Raw genomic sequence first — 17,001 nt, forward strand, 5'->3', positions numbered from 1 at the left:
CTCATGGACCGCCGCATTTTCGGGCTGGAGAACGAGTACGGCGTCACGTGCACGTTCAGGGGACAGCGCCGCCTGTCTCCTGACGAGGTGGCGCGGTACCTCTTCCGCCGTGTCGTGTCATGGGGCCGCAGCAGCAATGTCTTTCTGCGAAACGGCGCCCGCCTCTATCTCGACGTGGGCTCACATCCGGAATACGCGACACCCGAATGTGACAACGTGACCGAACTGGTCACCCACGACAAGGCCGGCGAACGCATTCTGGAAGGACTCCTGGTAGACGCCGAACGACGCCTGCACGAGGAAGGAATCGCGGGCGACGTCTACCTCTTCAAGAACAACACCGACTCGGCGGGCAACTCGTACGGTTGCCACGAGAACTATCTCGTGGCGCGGCACGGCGAGTTCTCCCGGCTCGCGGACATTCTCATTCCGTTCCTTGTCACGCGTCAGCTGCTGTGCGGCGCGGGCAAGGTCCTGCAGACCCCGCGCGGTGCCGTCTACTGCGTCAGCCAGCGCGCCGAGCACATCTGGGAGGGCGTCTCCTCGGCGACGACCCGCTCCCGGCCGATCATCAACACGCGCGACGAGCCGCACGCGGACGCCGAGCGCTACCGCCGCCTGCACGTCATCGTGGGCGACTCGAACATGTCCGAGACGACCATGCTGCTCAAGGTCGGCGCCACCGACCTGGTGCTGCGCATGATCGAGGCGGGCACGGTGATGCGGGACCTGACTCTGGAGAACCCGATCCGGGCGATCCGCGAGGTCAGCCACGACATCACCGGCCGCCGCAAGGTGCGCCTGGCCAGCGGCCGGGAGGCCTCCGCGCTGGAGGTGCAGCGCGAGTACTACGAGAAGGCCGTGGACTTCTGCGAGCGCCGCGGCATCCGCACCGGCACCGTGGAGCAGGTCCTGGAGCTGTGGGGCCGCACGCTGGACGCGATCGAGGCCGAGGACCTCGACCGGATCGGCACCGAGATCGACTGGGTGATGAAGTACAAGCTCCTCGAGCGGTACCGGGCCAAGCACAACATGACCATGTCCCACCCGCGGGTGGCGCAGATAGACCTCGCCTACCACGACATCCACCGCCGTCGCGGCCTGTACTACCTGCTGGAGAAGAAGGGTCAAGCAGCGCGGATCTGCAACGACTTGAAGATCTTCGAAGGCAAGTCGGTGCCGCCGCAGACCACTCGGGCGCGCCTGCGTGGCGACTTCATCCGGCGGGCGCAGGAACAGCGCCGTGACTTCACGGTCGACTGGGTCCATCTCAAGCTCAACGACCAGGCTCAGCGCACGGTGTTGTGCAAGGACCCGTTCCGTTCCGTGGACGACCGGGTGGAGAAGCTGATCGCCGGAATGTGAACCGCGCGTTCCGCCTGAGGTGATTCGGAACGCAACACGGGCGCCGTACGTTTCCCGTACGGCGCCCTTCTCACGCCGTAGAGTTGCGCGCACGCCATCAACAAGATCGACTGATTACGAGGCCCCCACAGTGCGCCGACGCTCCCTTCTCATTGCCGTACCCGCAGGACTGACGACGCTCGCCGCATGCGGCGACGACGGGTCCGACTCGAGTAAGGCGAGCGACAGCGCGTCGCCCTCGGCGTCGGCCCCGTCTCCGTCGGCCGCGCCGCCGCCGAAGATCGTCGACGGCCCGCTGCCGGCGATCACCGCGGGCACGAAGTTCAACGAGAAGCCGACGGTGGCCAAGGGCAGCGGCGACCCGTCGAAGCAGCTGGCGGTGAAGACACTCGTCGCGGGCAGCGGCAAGACGGTCGCGGAGAACGACTACATCCAGGCGCACTACCTCGGCCAGATCTGGGACACGGCGAAGGTCTTCGACAACTCCTACGACCGCAAGACGCCGCTGCTCATCCAGCTCTCCACGGGCAGCATCATCGACGGCTGGCGGTACGCGCTGGCGGGTAAGAAGACCAGCAGCCGGGTCGAGTTCGCCGTGCCGCCCACCTGGGGTTATGGCACGCAGGGCAATCCGCAGGGGGGTATCAAGGGCACCGACACGCTGGTCTTCGTCGTCGACGTGCAGGACACGTTCAACGCGACGAGCTCGGCCAAGGGCACGGAAGTCGCCCAGGACAACGTCGACGTGCCGAAGGCCGGCACCAACACCGACGGCAAGGCGCCCTCCATCGAGATCCCCAAGGCGGACGCGCCGACGAAGCTGGTGGCGAACTACGTCATCGAGGGCGACGGCGACGAGGTCGCCGCGGACAGCACCGTGCTCGTGCAGTACAAGGGCGTGCTGTGGGACACCGGCAAGGAGTTCGACTCGACGTACGGCCGGAAGGCGCTGACGTCGTTCTCGCTCCAGCAGGTCGTCAAGGGCTGGGCACAGGGGCTGACCGGCAAGAAGGTCGGCAGCCGCGTACTGATCGTCGTTCCGCCGAACCTGGGGTACGGCGACAGCCCGCCGGAGGGCAGCGGTATCAAGAAGGACTCCACGCTGGTCTTCTCGGTGGACATCCTGGCGAAGATGTGACGCTCCCGGCCGCGGGCGCGCGGTGATCACGCCGGGATGCAAGACTGGTCCCTGTTGCCTTTCCGCGGACAAGCAGGAGCGTAAGACGTGAGCATCGACAAGCCCGAGATCGACTTCCCGGGCGGCGAGCCCCCGGCGGACCTCGAGATCAAGGACATCTGGGAGGGCGACGGCGCCGTGGCGCAGGCGGGTCAGACCGTCACCGTCCACTACGTGGGCGTCGCCTTCAGCACCGGCGAGGAGTTCGACGCCAGCTGGAACCGCGGTACCCCCTTCCGCTTCCCGCTGGGCGCCGGCCGGGTCATCAAGGGCTGGGACCAGGGCGTGCAGGGCATGAAGGTCGGCGGCCGCCGCCAGCTGACCGTCCCGGCCCACCTCGCCTACGGCAACCAGAGCCCGACTCCGGCGATCAAGCCCGGCGAGACCCTGATCTTCGTGGTCGACCTCCTCGGGGTCTGATCGCCGTACGACCGGTCTCGACCACCTGGGGCCCATGCCTGTCCGGGCATGGGCCCTCGGCTTTTGCCACGCCACTTCGGGGCGGTACGGTCAACGTCGTCAAGCATAGGGAGGCGAAGGGCGTCGATGGCCATTGCCAAGGCCGAGCGGCTGATGAACCTGGCGCTGTGTCTGCTCGGGACGCGGCGGCCGCTCAGCAAGCGCGAGCTGCGTGAGTCCATCGAGGCCTACCTCGAAGCGGGTAGTGACGACTCCTTCAACCGGATGTTCGAGCGGGACAAGGACGATCTGCGCGAGCTCGGGCTCGTGATCGAGACCGTCGAGAACCTGGACGGCGAGGTCGGTTATCTCGCCCGCCGCGACAGCAACCGGCTCCCGCCCATCACCCTCGACGCCGAGGAGGCCGCCGCCCTTGGCCTGGCCGCCAAGGTGTGGCAGCAGGCGCGGCTCGCCGGCGCGGCCAGCGGCGCCCTGCAGAAGCTGCGCGCGGCCGGGCTGCCCGAGGGCGTCGACCCCTATGAGCCGCATGGCGCGCTGGAGCCGCGCATCCCGGTGCACGAGGCCGCGTTCGAGCCGCTGATGCTGGCCTGCCGCGACCGCCGCCCGGTGGTCTTCGAATACCGCAAGGCCACCGCCGCACGCCCCGAGCCCCGGCACGTCGAGCCGTGGGCGTTGGAGTGCTGGCGCGGTCACTGGTACCTCGCGTGCTTCGACCGCGACCGGGGCGCCGAGCGGGTGTTCCGGCTGTCCCGGATCACCGGCAAGGTGCGCACGCGCGGAACCCGGTTCACCGCCCCGGTTCCGGATGTCGTCACCGTGCGGGAGACCGTCGCGAGCTGGGCGGGCGAGACCGCCGACCGCTCCGCGCTGATCCGGCTGCGGACGGGCGCCGGGTACCCCTTGCGGGCGAAGGCCACCTCCGTGCGGGAACTGGGCGACGGCTGGGACGAGTTGGAGATTCCGTACGGCCATGGCCTGGACGCCTGGCTGGTGGAGTTCGGGCCGGACGTCGTGGTCCTGCAGCCCGCCGAACTGCGGGCCGACGTGGTGGACCGGCTGCGTGCCGTGGCCAAGGGTTGAGAGGGCGTAAGAAAGTGGTGGGAAAACCGGCCAGGCCGACCAACGCCATCGATCAGACCCGGCGGATGCTCTCCCTGGTGACCTATCTGAAGGAGCGCCCGGGCGCCCGGGTCGAGGACGTCGCCCGCGCCTTCGGGATCACCGAGGACGAGCTGGTCTCCGACCTCGACGTGCTGCCCATGTGCGGCACCAGCTTCCGCGGCGGCGATCTGCTCGACATCGACACCGACGGCGAGCGCATCTGGTGGCACAACCCCGACGATGTCGCGGAGCCGCTGAGGCTCGCCGCCGACGAGGCCACCGCGCTGCTGGTGGCCGCCCGCGCGGTGTCGACCCTGCCCGGCCTGCGCGAGAGCGACCGGCAGGCGCTGCTGCGGGCCACCGCCAAGGTGGAGGCCGCGGCCGGCGAACAGGCGGGGGCCAGCTCCCGGCTGTCCGTGACCTTCGAGGCCGAGGGCGGCGTCTTCGCCGACGTCGACCGGGCGATCGCCGAGCGGCGCCGCCTGTGGATCCGCTACTACTCGCCCGCCCGCGACGAGGTCACCGAACGCGAGATCGACCCCATCCGGCTGGTCAGCGTCGGCCACACCTATGTCGAGGCCTGGTGCCGCCGCTCCGAGGCGCGCCGCACCTTCCGGCTCGACCGGGTCGCCGAGATCAAGATCCTCGACGAGCCGTCCGCGCCGCCCGAGATCGAGCTGCGGGACCTGTCGGAGGGGCTGGTGCAGCCCGCCGCCGAGGATCCGGAGGTCGTGGTCGAGGTCGGTCCGGGCGGGCGCTGGGTGGCCGAGTACTACCCGCACGACAGCGCGGATGAGCTGCCGGACGGCGGGCTGCGTATCACTCTGCGCACCCCGGACCCGGCGTCGCTCAGGCGGCTGGCGCTGCGGCTCGGCCGCGACGGCCGGATCGTCTCGCCGCACGACCTCGCCGACAGCGCCCGTCAGGCGGCTCGCGAGGCGCTGGCGGCGTACGACGGGGTCGAGGCGGCGGGCGCGCACGGAGCGCACGCGGGGCAGGACGGGCAGTCCGACATGCCGTACGACAGGCAGGAGCAAGGGCTTTGACCGAGTCGTCGACGTCTGGTGTGCGGGGGATGACGGTGGCCGCCGCGTTCGCCGGGATGAAGAGCGTGGCTCCCGTGGTGTTCCGGGCGGGCTGCCCGGACTGCCGGGGGCGCTTCGAACTGGCCGCGAGCGCCCTGCGTCTCGCCATCGGGGCCACGAGCCGTACCACCTTCTACTCCTTCACCTGCCCCGAGTGCGGGGCCGCCGTCCGCAAGCCCGCCGGCGAGCGGATCGTCGAGCTGCTCACCGGGGGTGGGGTCAGCACCCTGCGACTGCACTCGACCCTCCAGCACTGACCGACGTGCCGGACGGTCTAGGCTCGGCGTCATGTTCTGGCCGATGTTCGCGGTAGCTGTGGGTTTCCTGGGTCTCGCCGTTCTCGGTGTGCTCGCCGTACGGGTCTTCCTGGAGGCGCAGCGTCTGGGCAGGCAGGTCACGGACTCCGCGCAGCGCATCAACCGCGCCGCCGAGGACCTGGAGCGCGCGTCCATGAGTGCGGCGCGCGCTGTGGACTCACTGTGAGACCTGCTGTCCGGGGCCTGTGAGTCCTGGATGTGATGCGCTTTGGGCCACTTCGCCCTGTCACCCTGCCGGTTGCGCCAGGTACGCTGCTGGTCGCGGCCCGGAGAACGAGGCCCGGACCGCGGACCGGGAGTACGCACGGGGATTGCCACACGTTTACCCCTGAGCGTTACGATCGCTGCCAGCACGGTCGTTCGGACAGATGTCCGACCGGTCGGACAGCACCCCACCCCAGCCGCCTCGGTGAGAAGGTAAAGACTTATGTTCGGAAGGCTCGGCGCCCCCGAGATCATTCTCATCCTCGTCGTCATCATCCTGCTGTTCGGCGCGAAGAAGCTTCCGGACATGGCGCGTTCGCTCGGCAAGTCCGCGCGCATCCTCAAGAGCGAGGCCAAGGCGATGAAGACCGAGGGCCAGGACAACGCGTCCGCTCCCGCGGCCCCGCCGCACGACGACCAGCAGCCCCCGGCTCAGCGCACGATCCAGGCCGCCCCCGGTGACGTGACGAGCTCGCGCCCGGTCACCGAGCCGACGGACACCACCAAGCGCTGACGCAGGGCCGGTGACCTCCGGCCCGCCGCACGAGATGGGAACGTGGGTTGCTGAAGTCTGCCCGCAAAGAGGAGAAGGATCCCGAGGGGCGGATGCCCCTCGCGGAGCATCTTCGTGAGCTTCGCAACCGGCTGGCGAAGGCGCTGCTGGCCATCGTCGCCGTGACGGTTGTCGCCGCCTTCTTCTACAACGACATCATCAACTTGATCACCAAGCCGATCCTCGACTCGGTCGGCTGTGACATGACCTTCGCGGAACTGGCGAAGTCGCAGTCCACCGAGCCGTGCGCCCAGATCACCATCAACGGTCTGCTCACGCCGTTCACGCTGGCGCTGAAGGTGTCGTTGATGGCCGGCGTCGTCCTGGCCTCGCCGGTGTGGCTCTACCAGCTGTGGGGCTTCGTGGCGCCCGGACTCCACCGGCACGAGAAGAAGTACGCGTACGCGTTCGTCGGCACGGGCGCCCCGCTCTTCATCGGCGGCGCCTACTTCGCCTACTCGGTGCTGCCCACCACGGCGAAGGTACTGCTCGAGTTCACACCGGGCAGCACCTCCAACCTCCTGCCGCTGGACGACCTGCTCGACCTCGTCACGCGCATGGTGCTCGTCTTCGGCCTCTCCTTCGAGCTGCCCCTGCTGCTGGTCTTCCTCAACCTCACCGGGGCGATCACCGGCAAGCGGATGGTCGGCTGGTGGCGCGGGATGATCATGGGCATCACGGTGTTCGCGGCGATCGCGACGCCGAGCACCGACCCGCTGACGATGCTGGCGCTGGCCGGACCGATCTGGATCCTGTACTTCGGCGCGGTCGCCTTCTCACTGGTCAACGACCGGCGCAGGCGCCGCCGCGAGGCGCTGGGCCCCGACGACGACGAGGCCTCCGAGCTCGACCTCACGCCCGAGGACATCGGCGATGTCGAGACCGTCAGCGCCAGCCGTGCCCTGCCCGAGCAGGCGACCACGGAACGGGTCAACGGCTACGACGACGTGACCTGAGGATTCCCCACCCGCACAGCCCCCGCGGCCGGGACGTCCACGTGGCGCACCCGGCCGCGTGTCGTATACACGGGGATCCCCGGTTCGCGGAGTGCGGATCCGGATAATGATCGTCCCGTTGTCAGTGGGGCCCGGTACGCTCGAAAGCACGATGACAGAGGATCTCTCACCGGCCGAGCGGTACGCGGCAGCACGCAGGCGCGCTGTCGAGCAGGCCACCGCGCTCGCCTCCTTCCGCGAGATGTACGACTTCGGCCTCGATCCCTTCCAGATCGAGGCCTGCCAGGCACTAGAGGCGGGCAAGGGCGTCCTGGTGGCCGCTCCCACCGGCTCCGGCAAGACGATCGTCGGCGAGTTCGCCGTGCACCTCGCCCTCCAGCAGGGCAAGAAGTGCTTCTACACGACACCCATCAAGGCGCTGTCGAACCAGAAGTACGCCGACCTGTGCCGCAGGTACGGCACGGCGAAGGTGGGCCTGCTCACCGGCGACAACAGCGTCAACTCCGATGCCCCGGTGGTCGTGATGACCACCGAGGTGCTGCGGAACATGCTCTACGCGGGCTCCCAGACCCTCCTCGGCCTCGGACACGTGGTCATGGACGAGGTGCACTACCTCTCCGACCGCTTCCGCGGAGCCGTCTGGGAAGAGGTGATCATCCACCTCCCCGAGTCCGTCACCCTCGTCTCGCTCTCGGCCACCGTGTCGAACGCCGAGGAGTTCGGCGACTGGCTCGACACCGTCCGCGGCGACACCGAGGTGATCGTCTCCGAGCACCGGCCCGTGCCGCTGTTCCAGCACGTGCTCGCCGGACGCCGGATGTACGACCTGTTCGAGGAGGGGGAGGGCCACAAGAAGGCCGTCAACCCCGACCTCACCCGGCTGGCCCGGATGGAGGCGACCCGGCCGTCGTTCCAGGACCGCAGACGCGGCCGCGCGATGCGCGAGGCCGACCGCGAGCGGGAACGGCGCCAGCGCTCACGCGTGTGGACGCCCGGCCGGCCCGAGGTCATCGAGCGGCTCGACGCCGAGGGCCTGCTGCCCGCCATCACGTTCATCTTCAGCCGCGCCGCCTGCGAGGCCGCCGTACAGCAGTGCCTGTACGCGGGGCTGAGACTCAACGACGAAGAAGCGCGGGGACAGGTGCGCGCCCTCGTCGAGGAGCGCACGGCCTCCATACCGGCCGAGGACCTGCACGTCCTCGGTTACTACGAGTGGCTGGAAGGCCTGGAGCGCGGTATCGCCGCCCACCACGCGGGCATGCTGCCGACGTTCAAGGAGGTCGTCGAGGAGCTGTTCGTACGCGGCCTGGTCAAGGCCGTGTTCGCGACCGAGACGCTCGCGCTGGGCATCAACATGCCCGCGCGTTCGGTGGTGTTGGAGAAGCTCGTCAAGTGGAACGGCGAGCAGCACGCCGACATCACCCCCGGCGAGTACACGCAGCTGACGGGGCGTGCGGGCCGGCGCGGAATCGACGTCGAGGGTCACGCGGTGGTGCTGTGGCAGCGGGGGATGAGCCCCGAGCACCTCGCGGGACTGGCCGGGACGCGCACGTATCCGCTGCGCTCCAGCTTCAAGCCGTCGTACAACATGGCGGTCAATCTCGTCGAGCAGTTCGGGCGGCACCGCTCGCGCGAACTGCTGGAGACCTCGTTCGCGCAGTTCCAGGCCGACAAGTCGGTCGTCGGGATCTCGCGGCAGGTGCAGCGCAACGAGGAAGGGCTGGGGGGCTACAAGGCCTCCATGACCTGCCACCTCGGCGACTTCGAGGAGTACGCGCGGCTGCGGCGCGAGCTGAAGGACCGCGAGACCGAACTGGCCCGGCAGGGGGCGGCGCAGCGCCGGGCCGAGGCGGCCGTGGCGCTGGAGAAGCTCAAGCCGGGGGACGTCATCCATGTCCCGACCGGCAAGTACGCGGGTCTGGCGCTGGTGCTGGACCCGGGCCTGCCTGCCGGGCGGTCCAACGGGCACCGCGGGTTCGAGGCCCACGACGGGCCGCGTCCGCTGGTACTCACGGCGGAGCGGCAGGTCAAGCGGCTCGCGTCGATGGACTTCCCGGTGCCCGTCGAGCCGCTCGAGCGGATGCGGATCCCGAAGTCCTTCAACCCGCGGTCGCCGCAGTCCCGTCGGGACCTCGCGTCTGCCCTGCGGACCAAGGCCGGACACATTCCGCCGGAGCGGGCCCGCAAGAAGCGGTCCCAGGCCGCCGACGACCGGGAGATCGCCCGGCTGCGCACGGCGATCCGGGCACATCCGTGCCATGGCTGCGACGACCGTGAGGATCACGCCCGTTGGGCCGAGCGCTACCACCGGCTGCTGCGGGACACCTCGCAGCTGGAGCGGCGCATCGAGGGGCGCACCAACACCATCGCTCGCACCTTTGACCGGATCGTGGCGCTGCTGACCGAGCTGGACTATCTGCGCGGCGACGAGGTGACCGAGCACGGCAAACGGCTCGCGCGGCTGTACGGCGAGCTGGACCTCCTGGCGAGTGAGTGTCTGCGCGCGGGTGTCTGGGAGGGGCTTGGGCCCGCTGAACTCGCCGGGTGTGTCTCTGCGTTGGTGTACGAGGCGCGGTTGAGCGACGATGCGATGGCGCCGAAGTTGCCTTCGGGCAAGGCGAAAGCCGCGCTGGGTGAGATGGTGCGGATCTGGGGGCGGCTGGACGCGCTGGAGGAGGAGTTCCGGATCAGTCAGACCGAGGGGGTCGGGCAGCGGGAGCCTGATCTTGGGTTTGCCTGGGCCGCGTACATGTGGGCTTCCGGGAAGGGGCTCGACGAGGTTCTGCGTGAGGCGGAGATGCCGGCGGGGGACTTCGTGCGGTGGTGCAAGCAGGTGATTGACGTGCTGGGGCAGATTTCGGCGGCGGCGCCGGTTCCCTCCGGGGGTTCGACGGTTGCCAAGAACGCGCGTAAGGCGGTTGATCAGCTGTTGCGGGGGGTTGTGGCCTACTCGTCGGTGGGGTGAGGGTTCGGGGGGGCGGGTGCGGGTTGTCTGTGGCTGGTCGCGCCCACGCGGCGGAGCCGCATATCGACTCAGCCCCGCGCCCCTGGGGGTGTTGCCCCTTGCGTCGATTCAGCGGCTTAGGTACGCCCGCCAGCCCTCGTGCGCCGTGATGTCGGCCGCGCCTTCCAGCGCGCCCGGCTCGCACAGGAACCCTGGGACGCCGGTGCCGTCGGCCAGTTCCACTCTGCCCAGCGTCATCGGGCGGGGCAGGGCCGTCAGCAAGCGGCCCAGGCCCTCCGCCGGCAGGCGCCAGACCTCGGTCTCGATCGCCGCTCCGCCCTCCCCGACATGGACCAGACCCGGCTTCGGCGGGGCGGTCGGCAGTGCGTGGAGGCGGTAGACGGGGGCCGTCGTGGTCGTGCGGTCGAGGTGGGCGCCCAAGGCGAGCAGCTGTGGGTTGAGGGGCTGGCCCGTGAGGTGCGCGCCCACCACCGCCAGGTGTGTCTCCGGCTGGAGCAGTGCGGCGATCCGGGCCAGGCGGTCGTCCGTGAACGCCGGGCCGATCAGCATCACGCCGAACGGCAGGCCGTTCACCTCGCCGGACGGGACGGCGACCGCGGCGAGGTCGAAGAGGTTGGTGGAGTTGGTGAAGCGGCCCAGGCGGGCGTTGGTGCCCAACGGGTCCGCGGCCACCTCGGCCAGGGTGGGGTGGCCGGGAGCGGTGGGCAGCAGCAGGGCGTCCGCGTCGGCCAGTTCGGCGAGGGCGCGGGTGCGCAGGGCGGCCAGACGATCGTTGTCGGCGAAGAGCTGGTGGGCCGGGATGTCGCGGGCGCGGGTGATGATGCCGGCGACGGTGGGGTCGAGACTCGTGCCGCCCGCAGCTGCCTCCTTGTCGACAAAGGTACCCACCGCCGTGTAGCGCTCGGCGACGAACGCGCCCTGGTAGAGCATCGCGGCGGCTTCGGTGAAGGGCGTGAGGTCGAGCGTGCGGATCGAGGCCCCAGCGGAAAGCAGCTGGCGTACCGCCGTCTCGTACACCTCCGCCCAGCCCTCGTCCAGTTCGCCGAGCTGATCCCGCGCCGGGACGGCCACGCGCCATGGGCCCGGTGCGCGCTGGGGGAGCGGCGGGAGGTCCCGGTCGGGTGGGGACGTCATGTACGCCAGTGCCTGTTCGGCCTCCGGCAGGGTGCGGGCGAAGACCGTCACGCAGTCGAGGGAGGCGCAGGCCGGGACGACGCCCGTCGCGGGGACGAGCCCGCGGGTGGGCTTGAGGCCGACGATGCCGTTGAAGGCGGCCGGTACCCGGCCGGAGCCCGCCGTGTCGGTGCCGAGGGCGAAGTCGACGATGCCCAGTGCCACGGCGACGGCCGAGCCGGAGCTGGAGCCGCCGCTGATGCGGGAGGGGTCGTGGGCGTTCCGGACAGCGCCGTAGGGGGAGCGGGTGCCCACCAGGCCCGTCGCGAACTGGTCCAGGTTCGTGGTGCCCAGGACGATCGCCCCGGCGGCCCGGAGGCGGGCGACCACCGGCGCGTCGGCCTCGGGGTGGTAGGCGTACGCCGGGCAGCCCGCGGTGGTGGGCAGGCCGGCCACGTCGATGTTGCCCTTGGCGGCGAACAGGCGGCCCGCGAGGGGGAGCCGTTCGCCCAGGGACACGCGGTCGTCGATCGCGCGGGCCTCGGCCTCCACCTCCGGCTGCGGGCGCAGGTCGATCCAGATCTCGGGGCGGTCGACGGCCTCGACTCGGGCGTAGGCGGCGCGGACCCGGGAGAGGGTGGTGGACATGCTGGACATCGGGGGTCCTCGACTTTCAGTTCGCGGCCGGGGCCAGGACGACCAGCGCCGTCCCCGCCTCCACCTGGTCGCCCGGCCTGGCCAGGATCTCCGCCACCACGCCGTCCATCGGCGCGTGCACCCTGGACTCCATCTTCATCGCCTCCAAGGCGAGCAGCGGCTGCCCGGCCGTGACCTCGTCGCCCGGCTCGACGTTCAACTGCCATACGGACGCGGCGAATTCGGCCTCGATCAGACGGCCGCCCGTGGGCACGGTCACCTCCGCCGGAGGAGCCGCCGGTGCGGCCACCGCCTCCGCGCGCGTGAACTCGCCCGCCGCCTCCCACGCGTCCCGCTCCGCCGCGAAGGCCGCCTGCTGCCGGGACCTGAACTCCGCGACCGACTCGGCGTTCTCGGCGAGGAAGGCCTGGTACTCGGCCAGCGAGAAGGTGCCCTCCTCGATGCGGGGCACGAAGCGGCCGGAGGTGATGTCGGCGCGCAGATCGAGGAGTTCGTCCGCGTCCACCGGATACCACCTGATGCGGTCGAAGAAGCGCAGCAGCCAGGGCGAGCCCGGCTCGAACGCGCCGCGCTGCTGCCAGCCCGACCACACCTGGGTCGTACGGCCCACGAACTGGTAGCCGCCCGGGCCCTCCATGCCGTAGACGCACAGGTACGCCCCGCCGATGCCGACCGAGTTCTCGGCCGTCCAGGTGCGGGCCGGGTTGTACTTCGTCGTCACCAGGCGGTGGCGGGGGTCGAGCGGGGTGGCGACCGGGGCGCCCAGGTACACGTCACCCAGGCCCAGGACCAGGTACTCCGCGTCGAAGACCGTGCGGTAGACGTCCTCGACCGACTCCAGGCCGTTGACGCGGCGGATGAACTCGATGTTCCAGGGGCACCAGGGCGCGTCGTCGCGGACGCCCGCCATGTAGCGGGCGATCGCCTCGCGGGTCGCCGGGTCGTCCCAGGACAGGGGGAGGTGGACCGTGCGGGAGGGGACGACCAGTTCGTCGGACGGCGGGAGGGATGCGGTGATCTTCCGTACGGCGGCGAGGAGTTCGTGCTGTGTCAGGCGGTGCGGGTCCGTGCGGATCTGGAGGGAGCGGATGCCGGGAGTCAGGTCGGTGATCCCGTCCGGGCCCTCCTCGGCCACCGCCTCCATCAGCGCGTGGACGCGCATGCGCAGGGCCAGGTCGAGGTGCATCGGGCCGAACTCGACCAGCAGGTTGTCGTCGCCGCTGCGGCGGTACGTCACATCGCCGTCCCGGGCGAGGATGCCGCCGTCCACGATGGAAGGGCGTGCCGTGCCCGACACGTCCACCGGCACGAAGCGCACCGTGTCGCCCGGGCGCAGCTGGCCCAGCTTCCAGCGCTCGGTGCTGAGGACCGTCGCCGGGCACACGAATCCGCCGAGTGACGGGCCGTCCGGTCCGAGCAGCACCGGCATGTCGCCGGTGTAGTCGACGGCACCGACGGAGTACGGGGCGTCGTGGATGTTGGACGGGTGCAGGCCCGCCTCGCCGCCGTCGGTGCGTGCCCAGCGCGGCTTGGGGCCGACCAGGCGGACGCCGGTGCGCGCCGAGTTGAAGTGAACCTTCCAGTCGGCGGCGTAGAAGTCGTGGATGTCGTCCTCGGTGAAGAACTCCGGCGCGGCGTGCGGGCCTTCGACGGCCTTTACGTGCCACTCGGCGCCGAAGTCCGGTCGGTCGGACTCCGCGACCGGGCTGCCCGCGACGACCGTCCCACCGTGCAGGACGTCCCCCGTGCGCAGCGCCCGCCCGCCGTGCCCGCCGAACCGGCCCAGTGTGAAGGTGCTCGCGCTGCCCAGGAAGGCCGGAACGTCGAGCCCTCCGGCGAAGAGCACGTACGACCGCAGGCCGTGCTCAAGGGGTGCGCCGATCTCCAGTACGGCCCCCGCCGGCACCGTCACCGGTTCCCACCGCGCGACCGGCGCACCGTCCACGGTGACCGGAGCCGGCGCGCCGGTCACGCACACGGTCGTGGCGTGGGTGAACTTCAAGGACGGTCCCTGGAGCGTGCACTCGAGCCCCGGCGCCCCCTCGTGGTTGCCGAGCGCCCGGTTGCCGAGCCGGAAGGACAGGTCGTCCATCGGGCCGCACGGCGGCACGCCGACCTGCCAGTAGCCGGTGCGGCCCGGCCAGTCCTGGACGGTGGTGAGCGTTCCGCCCGAGACGACCTCGATGCGCGGGGTCGGATCGCTCACGGAAGCGAGCGTCGCCGTGGAGTGCGCGGCCCGCGTGAAGTCCCGGTCCGCGAGCGCCGCCCGCACCAGGCCCAGGTTCGTCTCGATGCCGTCGACGCGCGTGCGGGCCAGCGCCTCGTCCAGGCGGGCGAGGGCGTGCGCGCGGTCCGGGCCGTATGCGACGACCTTCGCGAGCATCGGGTCGTACGACGTCGTCACCTCGGTACCCGTCTCCACCCAGCCGTCCACGCGCACGCCCGGCGGGAACTCGACCCTCGTCAACAGGCCCGCGCTGGGCCGGTGTTCGCGTGAGGGATCCTCGGCGTAGAGGCGGGCCTCGACGGCGTGGCCGTGCGGTGGGCCCGGTTCGCGGACGACGTCCGTCTCACCGCGGGCCAGGCGGAGCATCCAGGCGACCAGGTCGACGCCGTAGATCTCCTCGGTGACGGGGTGCTCGACCTGGAGGCGGGTGTTGACCTCCAGGAAGTACGCTTCCTCGCGGGCGGCGTCGTAGACGAACTCGACGGTTCCGGCGGAGCGGTAGCCGACGGAGGCGCACAAGTCGCGGGCGCTCGAAGCGAGTCGCCGACGCACGTGCGCGGGCAGCCCCGGCGCGGGCGCCTCCTCCAGCACCTTCTGGTTGCGGCGCTGGAGGGAGCAGTCGCGGTCGCCGAAGGTGACGACCCGGCCGTCGCCGTCGCCGAAGACCTGCACCTCGACATGGCGGGCGTGTTCGACGAGACGCTCCAGGAAGACGCCGGCGGAGGAGAAGGAGGCGGCGGCGACGCGCTGCACCCGCTCCCAGGCCTCGGCCAGTTCATCGGCGGAACGACATGCCGACATGCCGATACCGCCGCCTCCGCCGGTGGCCTTGAGCATGACGGGGTAGCCGATGACGGCTGCCTCGGAAAGAGCCTCCCGCACAGACGCCAGCAGCCCCGTCCCCGGTGCCAGCGGCACCCCTGCCGCCTCGGCCGCCGCCCGTGCCGTGTGCTTGGCGCCGAACAGGTCCAGCTGCTCGGGCGTGGGACCCACGAACACGATCCCGGCCTCCTCGCACTGCCGCGCGAACGAAGCGTCCTCGGACAGGAAGCCGTAGCCGGGATGGATCGCGCCCGCGCCCGAGTCCTTGGCCGCCTTCAGCACGAGGTCGGCGTCGAGGTACGACTCCTTCGCGGGCGCCGGGCCGAGCCGTACCGCCTGGTCGGCGAGCCGGACGTGCGGTGCGGAGCGGTCGGCGTCGGAGTACACCGCGACCGTCCTCAGGCCCAGCTCACGGGCCGTACGGATGATCCTCACCGCGATCTCGCCCCGGTTGGCGACCAGCAGCGTGTCGAAGGTCATGTGCCCGCCTCGGTGATCGTCATCTCCACCGCCGTCGGCTCGAAGCCGTTGCACGGGTTGTTGATCTGGGGGCAGTTGGAGACCAGGACCAGGACGTCCCGATCGGCGCGGAGCGTGAGCGACAGGCCCGGCGCCGAGAGACCGTCCACGATGCCGAGCGTGCCGTCCTTCTCGACGGGCACGTTCATGTACCAGTTGATGTTGGAGACGAGGTCGCGCTTGCCGAGACCGTGCCGCGCGCCCTCGGCGAGGAAGTTGTCCACGCACGCGTGCTGCGACCAGGTGTGGTGGCCGTAGCGGAGGGTGTTCGACTCCTTGGAGCAGGCGCCGCCGACCGTGTCGTGCCGGCCCACGTCGTCCGCGACGACCGTCATCAGGGCAGTGTGCTCGTTCGACAGCAGCACGCTGCCCGTGGTGAGGAAGATGCCGCCCTGCGCGTGGATCGTGTCGGGGGCGCTGTAGCGCACGGACGTGTCGTGGGCGTCGTAGACGAGGAAGTCGACGGCCTGGTTGCCGTGCAGGTCGGTGATGGTGAGCGTCTCGCCCGCGCTGATCACGGACGACCAGGCGGCCCGCGCCGGAACCACGGTCTTCGTACTCATGCGATCCCCCTCGAGGCAAGGAACTCGGCGGTGTTCAGGAAGGCGCGGCGGCCCTCGGGTGTGGCGTCCCACAGCGGGTTGCCGGGCCGGGTGGCCTCGGCACGCCAGGCGAGCACCTCCAGCGGGGTGCTGACGTACTCGGGGCGCGGGTCGGCCGGGTGGGGCACGTTGGCGAGGAGGACCGTGACGTCCTGTTCGGCGCGCAGGATCACGCTGCCGCCGGGACCGGCCGAGCCGGTGAAGTCGAGGGTGCCGTCCTCGCGGACCTCGACGCCCTGGAAGAAGGAGAGGGACGGCGGCAGGTCGCGCGGTGCGAGGCCGTTCTTCGCCGCGGCCAGCTTGAACAGCTCGCGCCCGGCGGGGGAGGGGCCCTGCGGAGTGCCGTCGCCGTACCGCTCCGCGTTGCGGACGAGGGTGGAGGTTCCGCACAGGGCGTCGTGCCGGCCGGAGGTGTCGGCGATCACCGAGGCGAGCACCCGGCCCTGGTCGGACAGCAGCAGCCGGCCCTCGCCCAGGTAGGCGTTCCACTGCACCTTCACCGTGTCGGCGACGTTCAGCCGCTCCCAGGGCCGGTCGGCCGCGTACAGCAGCAGATGCGCGCAGGCCTCGCCGCGCGGGTCGGTCAGGCGCAGTTCGGTGCCGCGGGCCAGCACCCGGTGCGTGTAGTTGCCGCCCGCCACCGTTTCCGCCCACACCAGGTGGCCCGCCTCGCAGGGTGGGGCCGGCCAGTTCGCGGCCGGTACGACGGGCATGGCCTCGGTGTGCGTGCCCTCCTGGGCGCGCGCATGGGCGCGGGCTCCGTACGCGGTCTCTGTCGCCATACCGGCACCTCCGGCTCTCGGCTTATTTCTGTCGCTCGACAGAAATTAAGGGCGCGGTGGGTCGTGGCCGTTGCGGGCCGGTTGCCGGTCGGTTGCCGGACCCTCACCAAGATCGCCGTACGGGGCGGTGTGCGAG

Annotated in this window: 14 protein-coding genes; 10 read left to right on the top strand and 4 right to left on the bottom strand. The window is 70.8% G+C overall.

The window, feature by feature from the left end:
* The first annotated feature begins 3 nt into the window (after positions 1-3).
* From pafA to ABT063_RS19615, 10 genes are all read left to right on the top strand, one after another.
* Positions 4-1,365, top strand: coding sequence for a Pup--protein ligase (gene pafA, locus ABT063_RS19570; RefSeq protein WP_351058615.1), 1,362 nt, complete (start codon positions 4-6; stop codon positions 1,363-1,365).
* Positions 1,366-1,495: 130 nt separating this feature from the next.
* Positions 1,496-2,503, top strand: a complete 1,008-nt coding sequence (locus ABT063_RS19575; RefSeq protein WP_351058616.1) for an FKBP-type peptidyl-prolyl cis-trans isomerase — start codon at positions 1,496-1,498, stop codon at positions 2,501-2,503.
* An 87-nt stretch (positions 2,504-2,590) separates the two neighbouring features.
* The gene (locus ABT063_RS19580; protein WP_124443655.1) at positions 2,591-2,962 is read left to right on the top strand and encodes an FKBP-type peptidyl-prolyl cis-trans isomerase; all 372 of its coding nucleotides are present in this window, start codon (positions 2,591-2,593) and stop codon (positions 2,960-2,962) included.
* A 126-nt stretch (positions 2,963-3,088) separates the two neighbouring features.
* The gene (locus ABT063_RS19585) at positions 3,089-4,042 is read left to right on the top strand and encodes a helix-turn-helix transcriptional regulator (protein WP_351058617.1); all 954 of its coding nucleotides are present in this window, start codon (positions 3,089-3,091) and stop codon (positions 4,040-4,042) included.
* 14 nt (positions 4,043-4,056) lie between these two features.
* Complete coding sequence (locus ABT063_RS19590; RefSeq protein WP_351058618.1) at positions 4,057-5,109, top strand: helix-turn-helix transcriptional regulator; 1,053 nt, start codon at positions 4,057-4,059, stop codon at positions 5,107-5,109.
* Positions 5,106-5,405 (top strand): hypothetical protein, encoded by a 300-nt coding sequence (locus tag ABT063_RS19595; protein WP_351058620.1) that lies wholly within the window; start codon positions 5,106-5,108, stop codon positions 5,403-5,405. The genes ABT063_RS19590 and ABT063_RS19595 overlap by 4 nt, the downstream gene beginning before the upstream one ends.
* A 31-nt stretch (positions 5,406-5,436) precedes the next feature.
* The gene (locus tag ABT063_RS19600; protein WP_124443659.1) at positions 5,437-5,631 is read left to right on the top strand and encodes a hypothetical protein; all 195 of its coding nucleotides are present in this window, start codon (positions 5,437-5,439) and stop codon (positions 5,629-5,631) included.
* A 261-nt stretch (positions 5,632-5,892) separates the two neighbouring features.
* Entirely contained in the window at positions 5,893-6,183 is a 291-nt protein-coding gene (tatA, locus tag ABT063_RS19605; protein ID WP_124443660.1) for a Sec-independent protein translocase subunit TatA, read from the top strand.
* A 47-nt stretch (positions 6,184-6,230) separates the two neighbouring features.
* Entirely contained in the window at positions 6,231-7,178 is a 948-nt protein-coding gene (gene tatC / locus ABT063_RS19610) for a twin-arginine translocase subunit TatC (RefSeq protein ID WP_351058621.1), read from the top strand.
* Positions 7,179-7,284: 106 nt separating this feature from the next.
* Positions 7,285-10,143, top strand: a complete 2,859-nt coding sequence (locus tag ABT063_RS19615) for a DEAD/DEAH box helicase (RefSeq protein ID WP_351058622.1) — start codon at positions 7,285-7,287, stop codon at positions 10,141-10,143.
* A 108-nt stretch (positions 10,144-10,251) separates the two neighbouring features.
* Here the strand turns inward: ABT063_RS19615 and atzF are convergent, their stop codons facing one another.
* The 4 genes from atzF to ABT063_RS19635 are packed head-to-tail and all read right to left on the bottom strand — an operon-like array spanning position 10,252 to position 16,865.
* The gene (atzF, locus tag ABT063_RS19620) at positions 10,252-11,904 is read right to left on the bottom strand and encodes an allophanate hydrolase (protein ID WP_351058752.1); all 1,653 of its coding nucleotides are present in this window, start codon (positions 11,902-11,904) and stop codon (positions 10,252-10,254) included.
* 25 nt (positions 11,905-11,929) lie between these two features.
* Positions 11,930-15,442, bottom strand: a complete 3,513-nt coding sequence (locus ABT063_RS19625) for a 5-oxoprolinase/urea amidolyase family protein (protein ID WP_351058623.1) — start codon at positions 15,440-15,442, stop codon at positions 11,930-11,932.
* Positions 15,439-16,044, bottom strand: coding sequence for an urea amidolyase associated protein UAAP2 (locus ABT063_RS19630; RefSeq protein ID WP_351058624.1), 606 nt, complete (start codon positions 16,042-16,044; stop codon positions 15,439-15,441). Before ABT063_RS19630 ends, ABT063_RS19625 begins: the two co-directional genes overlap by 4 nt.
* The gene (locus ABT063_RS19635; RefSeq protein WP_351058625.1) at positions 16,041-16,865 is read right to left on the bottom strand and encodes an urea amidolyase associated protein UAAP1; all 825 of its coding nucleotides are present in this window, start codon (positions 16,863-16,865) and stop codon (positions 16,041-16,043) included. Before ABT063_RS19635 ends, ABT063_RS19630 begins: the two co-directional genes overlap by 4 nt.
* Positions 16,866-17,001: the final 136 nt, after the last annotated feature.

It is taken from the genome of Streptomyces sp. NPDC002838 (assembly GCF_040295365.1).
Lineage (GTDB): Bacteria > Actinomycetota > Actinomycetes > Streptomycetales > Streptomycetaceae > Streptomyces.

What these genes read in the sequence shown, in the direction of transcription:
- pafA (WP_351058615.1), top strand. Translation starts at nt 4, where the DNA reads ATGGACCGCCGCATTTTCGGGCTGGAGAACGAGTACGGCGTCACGTGC.
- ABT063_RS19585 (WP_351058617.1), top strand. Translation starts at nt 3,089, where the DNA reads ATGGCCATTGCCAAGGCCGAGCGGCTGATGAACCTGGCGCTGTGTCTG.
- ABT063_RS19600 (WP_124443659.1), top strand. Translation starts at nt 5,437, where the DNA reads ATGTTCTGGCCGATGTTCGCGGTAGCTGTGGGTTTCCTGGGTCTCGCC.
- tatA (WP_124443660.1), top strand. Translation starts at nt 5,893, where the DNA reads ATGTTCGGAAGGCTCGGCGCCCCCGAGATCATTCTCATCCTCGTCGTC.
- ABT063_RS19615 (WP_351058622.1), top strand. Translation starts at nt 7,285, where the DNA reads ATGATCGTCCCGTTGTCAGTGGGGCCCGGTACGCTCGAAAGCACGATG.
- atzF (WP_351058752.1), bottom strand. Translation starts at nt 11,904, where the DNA reads ATGTCCACCACCCTCTCCCGGGTCCGCGCCGCCTACGCCCGAGTCGAG.
- ABT063_RS19625 (WP_351058623.1), bottom strand. Translation starts at nt 15,442, where the DNA reads ATGACCTTCGACACGCTGCTGGTCGCCAACCGGGGCGAGATCGCGGTG.
- ABT063_RS19630 (WP_351058624.1), bottom strand. Translation starts at nt 16,044, where the DNA reads ATGAGTACGAAGACCGTGGTTCCGGCGCGGGCCGCCTGGTCGTCCGTG.
- ABT063_RS19635 (WP_351058625.1), bottom strand. Translation starts at nt 16,865, where the DNA reads ATGGCGACAGAGACCGCGTACGGAGCCCGCGCCCATGCGCGCGCCCAG.